The following is a 12,054-nucleotide window of genomic DNA, read 5'->3' as shown; positions in this document are numbered from 1 at the left end:
ATGTCTCGGGCACGCCGGGCGGCTTCGTCCAAGGGCCGTTCGCGCCAATTGCAAGCCTTCCTGTTGCCTCGCGACGTCAGTGCGGATTAAGGCTGTTCGCAACTGCGGTGTCCCAAGGAGAAATCATGGATAGCAACACCTTCTCCGCTTTGCCGGCGATCACCGCCGAGGGCACGGGCCATGCCGGGCTGCGCTGGTTCGATATGGCAGATACGGCAAGCGGCGCGATCCGGCGCGTGTTTCTGTGGCTACCGCCCGGAGAGATGCCCGAAGCGGGCTGGCCCACGCTTTTCATGACCGACGGGAATGCGGTGATCGCCACGGCGATCGACGCGATGCGAGCGCAGGCACCCTACCCTTCCGGGACAAATCTGGGTCCGGGCGCGCTTGTCGCTATCGGCTATCCGACCGAGGACGCCTATGACCCGTTCCGTCGCAGCTGGGATCTTGGCCCGCCACCCGGCGCGACCTATCCGCCCTTCTGGCCCGGCACGCCCGAGGTCCGGACCGGCGGCGGGGCCGAACTGGCGCGCTTCATCCTTGAGGATGTTCGCCCCTTTCTGGGAACCCTCACCCGGCTCGATCCCGCGCAGCAAGGGCTTTTCGGCCATTCCTTCGGCGGGCTTTTCGCGCTTTGGCTCATGTTCAACCGCCCCGACGCCTTCACCCATTGGATCGCGGCGAGTCCCTCGATTACCTGGGAGGACAGTTTCCTTCTGGCCCATCGCGATGCCTTCGATCCCAAGGGGCGACAGATCCGCGTGCATCTTTCCGCCGGGGAATGGGAGGGCGACCTGCTTGCCCCGTTCCAGCGCGGGGCCAAGGATGCAGATAAGCGCCTTGCTGCCAAGGCCGAGGAGCGCACCTTGGACGCCGCGCGCAAGATGGCCGAGGATCTGGACCGATTGCCCGGCGTCACGGCCGTTTATGAGACCTATGCCGGGGAAACCCATATGTCCCTGCTTCCCGTCGCGGTGAACCGGGCGCTGCATTGGGTCTTTGACCTGCGCTCATAGGCCCGCGGGCAGAACCACGGGTTTACCATCCGACAGGGTGGTACAATCGAAGCCGATGCCGAAGGTCTCGCGCAGGGGCTCGGGGGACAGCACCGTGCCGGGCGGACCGATGGCGACCAGTCGCCCCTCGCGCAGGGCCAGAACCTGATCGCAGACACGGGCGGCGATGGTCAGGTCATGCAGGATCATCACCACGCTTCGCGTCTCTCCCAACTGCCGCAGCAACCCGACCAGTTCGGCCTGATGCGGCAGGTCGAGGAAATTCAGCGGCTCATCAAGCAGGATCGTGTCGCATTCCTGTGCAAGGACCAGCGCGATCCACGCCCTTTGCCGCTGCCCCCCCGACAGGCTGTCTACGGGCCGGGCGGCCAGATCGACCAGTCCCACGGCCTGCAGCGCGCGATCGACCGCCGCACGATCCGCGGGGCCCATCGGCAGAAAAGGTCGCATCCACGGCGTCCGCCCGCGCGCCACAAGCTGGCGGACGGTCAGGCCGGGCGGGGCCGCCGCCGATTGCGGCAGCATGGCGATGCGACGTGCCCGGGCGCGCGGAGGCAGCGTGGGAATGTCCTGACCCTGATGGCGCACCAAGCCGTGCTCGGGCGGCAAAAGCCCGGCCATGGCACGCAGCATCGTGGTCTTGCCCGAACCATTTGCGCCGATAATACCGGTGATCCCGCCCGCCGGCAGTGTGAAATCCAGCCCATGCAGGACGGGCATTCCGCCCAGATGGATCGAAAGGTCGCGGATCTCGAAGGGCATGTTCGTCCTTTCGCTTTAACGCCGCGCCATGCGGCGCACGGTCAGGATCAGCACCGGCGCACCGATGAGCGCGGTATATAACCCCGTCGGCAACAAAGCGGCCGGGGCCAATGCGCGGGCCAATACATCGGCCAGCGTCACGAAAGCCGCCCCGGTCAGCATCGCCGCAAGGGGGCTGGGACGGCCGCCCGCAACCAGCCTGCCGACCGGCCCGGCGGCCAGCGCGACGAAGCCCATCGGCCCGCAAAGCGCGACCGACCCGGCCGCGACAAGTGCCGCGATCAGACCAAGCCCCGCCCGCAGCAGCCCGACACGCAGGCCAAGCGCCCGCGCAAGGTCATCGCCCAGTTCCAACCGGTCCAGCACCCGCCCCGCCAGCAGCAACGGCATCAGCAGCGGCGCAAGCCAGATGCCGCGCCGGACCTCGGCCCAGCCCGCAGCGTTCAGCGTGCCGCTGAGCCATGTCATGGCCATGCCCGCGCTGCTGTCGCCCATGCGCAGGATCAATGCCTCGGTTCCCGCAGCGGCAAAGATCGCTAGGGCCAGACCTTGCAGAACGACGGCGCGCGTCTCGATGCCGTGGCGGGGATGGGCGGCCAACCAACCCAGCGCCGCGACCGCTGCCAAACCTCCGGCCCAGGCACCAAGGACCACCGGGGCGCCCAGAAAAAGCGCCGCCACCGCGCCAAAGGCCGCAACCTGCGTCACACCGATCACATCGGGTGAGGCCAGCGGGTTTCTCAATAAGGTCTGGAAGGTCAGGCCCGCCAGACCAAAGCCCGCCCCGGCAATCATGCCCACCAGCAGACGCGGCAAACGCAGATTCCAGATCATGCGCCCCGCACCTTCGGGGTCCATGAGCGCGTCGAGAAGCGCAGGTGGCCCCAGCCAGACCCGCCCGGCGGAAAGTGACAGGACAGCAAGGACCAGCAGAAGCAGGAGCAGCCCGAGAAACCTCATGTGCCCTCGCGGATCATGCGGCGGATCAGGACCATGAAGACCGGCGCGCCCAGCATCGCCAGCATCAGGCCAAGCTGCAATTCCGAGGGCCGGACCAGCCAGCGTCCCAAGAGATCGGCAAAGATGGCGAGCCCCGCGCCCAGCGGGCAGGCCAGCGCCACCTGCTGGGTCAGGCTGGCCTGCGGCAAGATGCGCCGCGCCAGATGCGGAGCGATCAGTCCGATGAAACCGACCGGCCCGGCGATGGCGACGCTTGCCCCCGCGCAAAGCGCGACGGCGGCAAGACCAAAGCCCATGACCCGCCCGACATTCAGGCCAAGGGCCAGCCCCATCTCGGCACCCAGCATCAGCGCCTCGATCTGGCGCGCGACCAGCGCGGCGATCACGATGCCTAGACTTGCGACGGGCGCAAGGACCGCCAGCGCGGGCAGTTGCGCCATGGCGAGCGAGCCGACCATCCAGAAACGGTAAGCGTTGCGCGCCTCGGGTTGGGTCAGGACGATCAGCGCGACAAGGGCCATGAACAGGCTCGACAGTGCCGCACCCGCCAGCGGCAGGCGCAGGGTATTGTCGCCGCCCCCGGCCAGATAGCGCACCAGAACCGCCGCCAGCGCCGCACCCGCCAAAGCTAGCCCGGCGACGACGATTTGTGACAGCGCGCCCAGCCAGAACAGCCCCAGGACCACCGCCAGCGCCGCCCCGGCATTGACCCCGGTCAGGCCCGGATCGGCCAGGGGGTTGCGCGCCATGGCCTGCATCACCACCCCCGCCACGGCCAGCGCCGCGCCGATCACCAGAGCGGCCAGCACGCGGGGCAGACGCATGCCCATGATGATGCCCTGCGCCGGGTCCGTCGGGTCGAAATTCGTCAGCGCCGCCCAAAGAACATTCGGCGGATAATCCTGCGCCCCAAGACAAAGCGCAGCAAAGAGCCCGGCCAGAACGGCAAGCCAAAGCACAGTGAGGCGGGGCAGAATTCGCAAGGCGGGCTCCGTTGGGGAAATTCGCGACGGCTGGCGACGGGCTGGCCTTTCGCGCCTGATTGCAGGGCAGCGTGTCGGGGTCAAGCGGCTTGACCGGGCCTGTCGCAGCGGTTAGCCCCGAATGACCCAGCGCGGCGGCGCAAGGCAGCACCAGAACCGATGGAAATGACCATGCCGCGCGCCCTTGCGATCCTTGCCAGCCTTGCCGCCCTTGCCTTGCCTGCAGCGGCCGAGGAAATCACCCTGCACCACGGTTTCGGCGAGACCACGATCGACCCCGACAAGGTGCAGCGCATCGTCTCGGTCGGCTATCACGAGCAGGATTTCCTATACGCACTGGGACTTGCGCCGGTGGGCGTGCATGACTGGTTCGGCGACCATCCCTATGCGACCGGCCCATGGGCCGAGGACGAGCGCAAGGCCGTCGGGGCCGAGCCCGAGGTGCAGAAAGGTTTCGAAATCGACGTGGAATGGGTCTGGGAAATGCAACCCGACCTGATCCTTGCCACTTTCGCGCCAATGGATGCCGCGCTTTACGCGCAGCTTTCGCAGATCGCGCCGGTCTTGGGTCCACCCGCCGAATACCCGCTATGGGGTGGGCCTTGGGATGCCGAGCTGCGACTGATCGCGCAGGCGACCGGACGCGAGACCGAGGCCGAAGCCGTGATCGACCGCATCAGCGCCAAGGTCGACGCCGCCGTCACGGCGCATCCGCAGTTTCGCGGCCTGTCCGGTACGGCGGCCTATTTCCAGAACGGCCAGATCGTCGGCTATCGCAGCATGGACGGCGCGAACCGCCTGCTTGCAAGCTTCGGGATCAAGTCGCCCCCGGTCTTTGACGAGATGGTCGGCGGTTCGGATCGCTTCCAGATCAGTCCCGAACGTTTCGATCTGTTTGATCTGGATGTGCTGTTCTGGCTGGTCGAGGCCCCTTCGCGCGCAGCGATCGAGGCCCTGCCCTCATGGCAGAATACACGCGCCGCGCGCGAAGGCCGCGCAATCTGGGCCAGTCCCCAGATGATGGGCGCGATGAGTTTCCAGTCACCATTGTCTATCGAATGGGCGCTGGAGCCTCTGACCCGGATGCTTGCGGCAGCATCGGACGGCGATCCGGCGACCTTGACGGAGCAGACGCCTTGACTTGACCCGCGAAGGGTCACAGAAGCGTGAAAAACCAAGGCAGCGTCCCGACGCAACCCCGGCAGCAATCGGCGGATCCGCATCCGTCAGACGCAATCACCGCACCACCGCGCCATATATAGGCGGGTGGAGCGAGAAAACGGCCGGACCATCATGCCCCTTTTCCTGTCCTCCTCGGAATTTCCGCGGCCCCGCCTTGCGCTGCTGCTTTCTGCAACGGCGCTGACCGCGCTGCCTGCCTTCGCGCAGGAAAGCGTCACCCTGGACCCGGTCATATTGCAGGGCCAAGGCTCACCGATTTCGGGTGGGGTCGGATATACGGTCAGCACAACTGCGACCGGGCTGAAATCCGGCGCGCCGCTGACCGAAGTGCCCATGACGGTCAATACCGTGACCGAGCAGGAACTTAAGGATCGCGACCCGGTCCAGATCGAGGACGCGCTGGCCTATATCCCCGGTATCGTCGCCTCGCCCTGGGGCATGGACGACCGTTTCGACCAATTCTCGATCCGTGGCTTCGATCTGGGCGTTTACGGACTTTTCCGCGACGGATTGATCAACAAGGCGCAAAGCTTTTCCGGCTTCAAGGTCGATCCCTACATGATCCAGCGCATCGACGTGCTGAAGGGACCGGCATCGGTGCTTTACGGTTCGAACGATGCCGCGGGCATGGTCAACATGATCACCAAACGCCCGACCTTCGCCCATCTGGGCGAGGCGAAACTGTCCTATGGCTCGCATGACACGGTGGAACTGGCGGTGGATTGGGGCGACGTGAATGCCGACAAGACCCTGTCGTGGCGCCTGACCGGGCTGACGCGCGACGGCGCGAATTCGATCAAGAACTCGGACGATGATCGCGATCTTCTGGCCTTCAGCACGACCTGGGCGCCAACGGATCAGACCTCGATCACCTTCCTTGCCCATTGGCAAAAAGACAACATGATGCCCAACGTCATGGTCCCCGTCGCGGGCGAGGATTATGACACCTCGGGCGGAACGCTGCCTTCTGACTTCTTGAACACCCAGCATCCCTGGAACAAGTTCGAGACCGAACAGGCCAGCATTGGCTGGCAGGCCGAGCATGAGTTCAACGACAGTCTGAAGGTCCGGCAGAACTTCCGCTATGCCCGCCAGACGACGGATTACAACCACCTCTATTCCAGCGGTCTGACGGCGGGTGCGCCGCTGCCGGCAAACCTGAACTACACGGCCTTCACCGTGGACGAAAAGGCGCGCTACTGGGCCTTGGACAACCAGCTGGAATATCGCGGCCGCATGGGCGATGCCGAGCATGTCCTGACCTTTGGCATCGATGTCAGCAAGCAGATCCGCGATGGCAGCATGGGTTATGCCGATCCGGGCTATGTCATTGCGCTTTCCGCGCTGAACTTCGACCAGCCGGTGACCGAGCCGGGCGCCTTCAACGACGCGCGCACCGAGGTCCTCGAAAAGGGCATCTACGCGCAGGATCACATCCGCTTCGGCAATGGCGTGACGGTGACGGCTGGTCTGCGCCGCTCGTGGGTCGAGAATGAGACAGAGGATCGCCTGTGGGGCATGGACTCGGCCCAGAAGGACAATGCTACCACCGGCATGCTGGGCGCGACCTGGGATCTGGGCAACGGCTTCGTGCCCTATGCCAGCTATGGCGAAAGCTTCACGGTCAATATTGGCCAGACCTTTGGCGGTGAGCAATACAAGCCGACCGAGGGCAAGCAGCTTGAGGTCGGGTTGCGCTACCAGCCCGCCGGTACGCAACTGCAACTGGCGGCGGCGCTCTACAATATCGAAAAGAGCAATGTCCTGACCTCGGACCCGGTCAATTCGGGCTTCCAGATCCAGACCGGAGAGGTCCGCCATCGCGGACTTGAGCTTGAAGCGCGTGGTCAGGTGACCGAGGCGATCTCGCTGATCGCGGGCTACAGCTATATCGACGCGAAGGTGCTCAGCTCCGAGGACGGCGATCAGGGCAATGAGCCCGCGATGGTCCCCGAGCATTCCGCCTCGATTTGGGCTGAATATGACTTCAACGGTGCCGCCGAAGGCCTGAGCCTTGGTGGTGGCCTGCGCTATGTCGGCAAGACCTGGGCCGACAATGCCAATAGCCGCGAGGTCGACTCCTATGTCCTGGCCGACATGGCCGTGCATTACACTTGGGATGATTACTCGGTCGCGCTGAACGTCACCAACCTGTTCGACGAGGAATATTATGCGACCTGCAGCGCGGCGGGCTATGGCTGTGCGCAAGGCGAAGGCCGCGAAGCGACGCTGACCCTGTCGCGCGCCTTCTGATCTACTATAACCGTGCGAGGGCTGGTGCCTTCGCACGGTGACATCCCGTTTCGCAGCTCGCTCCGTTCAGGCGAAACCGAGGCAGATGCCATGTGAGTGAAACTCCGAGGCAGGCCCCCCTTTCCGATAAATGAACAGTTCACGGCACTATCTGGGCCAGCACTGGACAATGAAAGCCGGCACGACCCCGCAGCAAACCATGCCGTGACGGATCTGAACGTGGACAGGCATATGATGAAACCCAGAGTTCCATCGGTCAGAGAGAGTTAGCGGGCGGATGTGGTGCGCCGAAGCGTCCCGCAGACGCTCAGGTCGCACCTTAACATGCAATTGCATGTTTTATCTCGCCATGTTAGGGGCGGTGGATAGCCACGAACCGCGTTCCAAGCCAATCAACCTACAGGAGATTGATAATGGCGCGTGAACGCATTCCGATAGCCGTCTTGCTGCTGGCGACCTTGCCGATGCCCGCATTGGCGCAAAGCGAAACCTCTGAACAACAATTAACCGCGGGCGGTGCTATCGTTCTGGACCCGCTGATCATGCGGGCGCGTGACGATGACGGGAATGCTGCCGATCGCGGTACCAGCCAATATGTTGCGGATGCCGAGCTGGACCGGGCCCGCATGGGCGATCTCAAGGATCTGTTCGCGGGGATTGCATCGGTTTCCGTCGGCGGCGCGATCCCGGTGGCGCAGAAGATCTACGTCAACGGCGTGGACATGCTGAACCTTTCGGTCACCGTCGATGGCGTCCTGCAGAACAACCGCATCTTCCACCATGTGTCGGCCAATGCCTTCGATCCGGGATTGATGAAGTTCGTTCGCGTCGATGCCGGGGTCGCGGCCGCTGATGCCGGCCCGAACGCGATGGCCGGTGCCGTGGTGATGAAAACGGTCGATGCCGCCGACATTCTGGCCGAGGATCAGAACATCGGGGGCAATGTCCGCCTGTCCTATGCCGACAATGGCAAGACCTTTGGCCGCTCGGCCACGATCGCCGGACGCCACGACGGCCTTGAGTGGTTGGGCTATCTGAAGGCCGCGACGGGCGATGATTACGAAACCGGCGCCGGTGATACGGTCGCCGGCTCGGCGGCGGATCTGCAAAGCGGCCTGCTGAAGATGGCCTATGAGACCGAAAGCGGGCACCGCGTCGAATTATCCGGCCAGCGCATGCAGGACGATGCCCTGCGCCCCTATCGCGCGAATTTCGTCGGTGACGGCCGACCGTTCCCCCTGCGCCGCTATGACACGGATCGGCGTACCTACGCCCTGTCCTATGAAAACACCCAGGCCGATGGCATCTGGGACCCTCGTGCCGTCATCGGCTATTCCGAGGTGGATATCGGGGTGGACCAGCCGCTGGAATCCGAGATCGGAACAAGCCGCGGGTTGAACAAGACCCTGTCGACAACGATCGAGAACCGGTTCCAGCTTTCGGACAGCGACAGCGTGGTCGCAGGGATCGACTATTACGACCGCAAAAGCCGCTATCGCGACGCGGTCTCGGGCGACGTCACCGAAAGCGCGCAGAATATCGGCATCTTTGCGCAGGCGCGACTTGAGCCCAGCGACAGGCTGTCGGTGTCGTTCGGCGCGCGCTGGGATCACCAGAATTTCACCGGCACGACGGGATGGGAGGACAGCTTCTCGGGGTTCAGCGGCAATGCCTCGGTCTCATATGCCGTCACCGACGGGTTGAGGTTGCGTGGTGGCGTCTCCTCGGTCTTTGGCGGCGTGACGCTTGAGGACAACTTCATCTTCAATCCGGCATGGGATTACACCGGCCTCAAGGCGGCGCGCGCCGAGAATTATACGCTTGGCTTTGATTATGAGACCGGTGCCGTCCAGCTGGATGGCGAGCTGTTCCTGACAAAGATCAACGACGCGCGGGTCAGCACCTACAGCGCGAACTCCAATGCCGACGCGGAAAGCCGGGGCTTCAATCTGGGTCTGGGCTACGGCTGGGACAATGGCTTCCTGCGCGCCAGCTATTCCTACAGCAAGTTCGAGGTGAACGGGGCAGGCTCGGACAGCTACGCCGCCGTCGATCTGGGCACACCCCTGGGCGGCATCCTTGCGCTGGAGGCGCAGCACAATCCGGCTGGCAGCGCCTTCAGTTTCGGGGGCAGCATCGAGGCGGCGCAGGCCTATGACGACACCAATATGGATGCCGATCAGAACATCCCCGGATATGGCGTCGTGAACCTGTTCACCGAATATGCCGCCCCTGCGGTCGAGGGGCTGGTGATCCGCGCCGAGGTCAACAACCTGTTCGACAAGGAATATGCCGATCGCGCGACCTATGGTCAGGACTATTCCAGCGTGACCCCGCTATATGAGCCGGGCCGCACCGTTTCGGTCGTTGCGACGATGAAATTCTAGGCTCACCCGTAAAGCCGGTTGAGGTAGCGGACGAGGTCATAGGCCTCGTCCGTTGTCATATGCGGGCCGATGGCGGCCTGGATGCGGGCGACATAGACCTGCCAGACGCGGTCCTGCAATCCGACCGACATCTCGGTCAGGTGCAGGTTCTGGCCGCGCCCAGCCCCCGGCACGGATTCGCGCCGGATCAGTCCCGCACGCTCCATCCGCGCGACATGCCGGGACAGAGCATATTGCGGGATGGCAAGGCGATCCTGCAGCGACAACATCTGCACGCCGTTCTCGCCCGCCTGTTCGACGGCGTAAAGGATCTCGTACCAGATCGGATCGGGTATCCCCAACTCTCGCAGGCTCTTTTCGATCTCGGGCATCAGGCTGCGCTGGACACGCAGCAGACCAAAGAAGACACGGTTATAGGCGATGCCCGGATCGTCATCGCCGAATTGCGGCTGGCCCGGGGCTGGCGTTTGGGTGGCAAGCAAAGTGAAATCCTGAACTGGTTGCGCTCAGGATAGGTCACTTCGCGCAGGACGGCGAGTGATGGCGTCCGTTCTTGCAGGAGATTTCGCGGGCGCTTCATCACTTTTGGACGGCCCGGCAGGTGCATGACCCTGCCGGGCCGCTCAATCGACGGGATAATGGCGTCCCCAGACCTTGATCGCGTCCCTGCGCAGGGTCTTGCGCTCGGCGGCATCAAGCCTTGCATGCAGCCGAGCCGTTTCCAGACCATCCGCTTTCGCAGCGCGTTTCGATATCCGGACCACCGATCCAGCGCTCCAGGGCAGGCAAGCTTGCGCCAGCCATTGCCGAAGCTCTGCTGGCAGACGGTCGAAATCATCCATGGAACCGGCGCGTGCCTGTTTGCGCAATGAGGTCGCAAGGTTGTTGCGGGGCATTGGTCACTTTTCGATCTGGTCGTGGACTGACACGGCGCGGCTATCCATCGCGACGCAAGCCCCAGACCGGAAACGGATCGGCAAGATTGGCCCAAGTTTCCGGGTTGAACGCATTTTCCCTGACCAATGCGGCGTCAAGTTCGCGGGTGATCCCGGCCTTGTCCATCCCTGCACCGATGAAGACCAATTCCTGCCGTCGGTCGCCCCAAGGCTCCTCCCAAAGTTCGACCGCAGCGGCAAGGCTGTCGGTCACTGTCGGCCAATGCTGCTTGGGCACTCCGGCCCACCAGCGTCCAAGCGGGATGACGGTCGAGATCGCGCCAGCCAGACTGAACTCGGCCACCCAATCCGGCCGGGTTGCGATCCAGAAATGGCCCTTGGCCCGGATCACGCCGCGCAATTCGCCGTTCAGCACGGCATGGATGCGAACCGGATCAAAGGGACGCCGGGCACGATAGACGAAGGAGGAAATACCATATTCCTCGGTTTCGGGGACATGATGCGCGAAACCGTAAAGCTCCTTGGCCCATAAGGGATGCTCCTGCGCCTTGTCGAAATCGAACAGTCCGGTATCCAGAATACGCGCCACATCAACCTGCGAGTAATCGGCCTCGATGACCTCGGCATCCGGGTTGAGCGCGCGCAGGATCTTTCTTGCGTGATCTAACCTTTCGGGCCCAGCCGCGCCGACCTTGTTCAGGACGATGACATTGGCGAATTCGATCTGGTCGGTCAGCAGATCGACCAGCGTTCGATCATCCTGCCCTCCCAGACTTTCGCCGCGTTCGGTCAGGAAATCATGGCTGGCAAAATCGCGCGTCAGGTTCGCTGCATCGACAACCGTCACCATCGTGTCCAAGCGTGCCACATCCGAAAGGCTGGTGCCATCCTCGTCCCGGAAATCGAAGGTCGCGGCAACCGGCAAGGGCTCGGCAATGCCCGTGGATTCGATCAGCAGGTAGTCGAAACGTCCTTCCCCGGCCAGGCGGCGCACCTCGTGCAGCAGGTCATCGCGAAGCGTGCAGCAAATGCAGCCATTGGTCATTTCGACCAGCCTTTCCTCGGAGCGAGACAGCTCAGCCCCGGTCCGGATCAGATCGGCGTCGATGTTCACTTCGGACATATCATTGACAATCACCGCCACGCGGCGGCCCTGCCGATTGTTCAGAACGTGGTTCAGCAGCGTTGTCTTTCCCGCCCCCAGAAAGCCCGACAAAACGGTAACTGGAAGCCGAGGTGCACTTGTTCCGGGTATCCTGTGCATGCTTGCTCTTTTCGAAATGTAATAACATTACATTTAATAGGTGAAGCTGCCTCCGGTATGCAAGCGACTTCTGGGGGGACTATCCCTCAGGGGCGCGGCCCCCACATTCCAACCTCGACGACGGCGTGGATCGTGACCGCAGAAACCCGCGAGCTTGCCGCTCCTGTCGCGCGCGACCATAGACGTGATGTCGCTATGGCCATCATCTCTAATCCGTGCGGGATATCTGCGCAGGAAAAGGGTCGGAACTTATCGGTGCGCTCGCGGGTGGTGAGTAAATCCATCTTACAGGTCGTTCAGAGCGAACCCGTGCCTCTGTCTGACGGAGTTGACGACTTTTCTATATTATAG

Annotated in this window: 10 protein-coding genes; 4 read left to right on the top strand and 6 right to left on the bottom strand. The window is 63.5% G+C overall.

What is annotated here, in order from left to right:
- Nucleotides 1–125 precede the first annotated feature (125 nt).
- Nucleotides 126–1,016, top strand: coding sequence for an alpha/beta hydrolase (locus tag IB235_RS18090; RefSeq protein ID WP_192337880.1), 891 nt, complete (start codon nt 126–128; stop codon nt 1,014–1,016).
- Here the strand turns inward: IB235_RS18090 and IB235_RS18085 are convergent.
- The 3 genes from IB235_RS18085 to IB235_RS18075 are packed head-to-tail and all read right to left on the bottom strand — an operon-like array spanning nt 1,011 to nt 3,721.
- Nucleotides 1,011–1,778 carry an ABC transporter ATP-binding protein gene (locus IB235_RS18085; RefSeq protein WP_192337879.1) on the bottom strand — a complete coding sequence of 256 codons (768 nt, stop codon included), beginning with the start codon at nt 1,776–1,778 and terminating at the stop codon, nt 1,011–1,013. The genes IB235_RS18090 and IB235_RS18085 overlap by 6 nt on opposite strands.
- A 15-nt stretch (nt 1,779–1,793) precedes the next feature.
- Nucleotides 1,794–2,738 carry an iron ABC transporter permease gene (locus IB235_RS18080; protein ID WP_192337878.1) on the bottom strand — a complete coding sequence of 315 codons (945 nt, stop codon included), beginning with the start codon at nt 2,736–2,738 and terminating at the stop codon, nt 1,794–1,796.
- Nucleotides 2,735–3,721, bottom strand: a complete 987-nt coding sequence (locus IB235_RS18075) for an iron ABC transporter permease (protein ID WP_192337877.1) — start codon at nt 3,719–3,721, stop codon at nt 2,735–2,737. Before IB235_RS18075 ends, IB235_RS18080 begins: the two co-directional genes overlap by 4 nt.
- 171 nt (nt 3,722–3,892) lie before the next feature.
- Between IB235_RS18075 and IB235_RS18070 the strand changes: the two genes are divergently transcribed.
- The 3 genes from IB235_RS18070 to IB235_RS18060 all read left to right on the top strand — a co-directional run bounded on the left by IB235_RS18070 (nt 3,893) and on the right by IB235_RS18060 (nt 9,543).
- Nucleotides 3,893–4,861 (top strand): ABC transporter substrate-binding protein, encoded by a 969-nt coding sequence (locus tag IB235_RS18070; protein ID WP_192337876.1) that lies wholly within the window; start codon nt 3,893–3,895, stop codon nt 4,859–4,861.
- Between the two features lie 153 nt (nt 4,862–5,014).
- The gene (locus IB235_RS18065) at nt 5,015–7,156 is read left to right on the top strand and encodes a TonB-dependent siderophore receptor (protein ID WP_192337875.1); all 2,142 of its coding nucleotides are present in this window, start codon (nt 5,015–5,017) and stop codon (nt 7,154–7,156) included.
- Nucleotides 7,157–7,569: 413 nt separating this feature from the next.
- Nucleotides 7,570–9,543, top strand: coding sequence for a TonB-dependent receptor domain-containing protein (locus tag IB235_RS18060; RefSeq protein ID WP_192337874.1), 1,974 nt, complete (start codon nt 7,570–7,572; stop codon nt 9,541–9,543).
- 2 nt (nt 9,544–9,545) lie between these two features.
- Here the strand turns inward: IB235_RS18060 and IB235_RS18055 are convergent, their stop codons facing one another.
- The 3 genes from IB235_RS18055 to IB235_RS18045 form a co-directional block, all read right to left on the bottom strand.
- Nucleotides 9,546–10,025 (bottom strand): MarR family winged helix-turn-helix transcriptional regulator, encoded by a 480-nt coding sequence (locus IB235_RS18055; RefSeq protein WP_225612453.1) that lies wholly within the window; start codon nt 10,023–10,025, stop codon nt 9,546–9,548.
- Between the two features lie 141 nt (nt 10,026–10,166).
- Entirely contained in the window at nt 10,167–10,439 is a 273-nt protein-coding gene (locus IB235_RS18050) for a DUF6525 family protein (RefSeq protein ID WP_192337873.1), read from the bottom strand.
- A 40-nt stretch (nt 10,440–10,479) separates the two neighbouring features.
- Nucleotides 10,480–11,703: a GTP-binding protein gene (locus IB235_RS18045; protein ID WP_192337872.1), complete on the bottom strand. Its 1,224-nt coding sequence runs from the start codon at nt 11,701–11,703 to the stop codon at nt 10,480–10,482.
- Nucleotides 11,704–12,054 lie beyond the last annotated feature (351 nt).

Source organism: Paracoccus sp. PAR01 (assembly GCF_014851995.1).
In the GTDB taxonomy this organism is placed as follows: domain Bacteria; phylum Pseudomonadota; class Alphaproteobacteria; order Rhodobacterales; family Rhodobacteraceae; genus Paracoccus; species Paracoccus litorisediminis.
This window is presented reverse-complemented; position numbering and strand designations above follow the sequence as displayed.

Bases quoted from the DNA above. Each gene is read 5' to 3' on its own strand.
- IB235_RS18060 (WP_192337874.1), top strand. From the start codon at position 7,570: ATGGCGCGTGAACGCATTCCGATAGCCGTCTTGCTGCTGGCGACCTTG.
- IB235_RS18065 (WP_192337875.1), top strand. From the start codon at position 5,015: ATGCCCCTTTTCCTGTCCTCCTCGGAATTTCCGCGGCCCCGCCTTGCG.
- IB235_RS18045 (WP_192337872.1), bottom strand. From the start codon at position 11,703: ATGCACAGGATACCCGGAACAAGTGCACCTCGGCTTCCAGTTACCGTT.
- IB235_RS18080 (WP_192337878.1), bottom strand. From the start codon at position 2,738: ATGAGGTTTCTCGGGCTGCTCCTGCTTCTGCTGGTCCTTGCTGTCCTG.
- IB235_RS18090 (WP_192337880.1), top strand. From the start codon at position 126: ATGGATAGCAACACCTTCTCCGCTTTGCCGGCGATCACCGCCGAGGGC.
- IB235_RS18070 (WP_192337876.1), top strand. From the start codon at position 3,893: ATGCCGCGCGCCCTTGCGATCCTTGCCAGCCTTGCCGCCCTTGCCTTG.
- IB235_RS18050 (WP_192337873.1), bottom strand. From the start codon at position 10,439: ATGCCCCGCAACAACCTTGCGACCTCATTGCGCAAACAGGCACGCGCC.
- IB235_RS18085 (WP_192337879.1), bottom strand. From the start codon at position 1,778: ATGCCCTTCGAGATCCGCGACCTTTCGATCCATCTGGGCGGAATGCCC.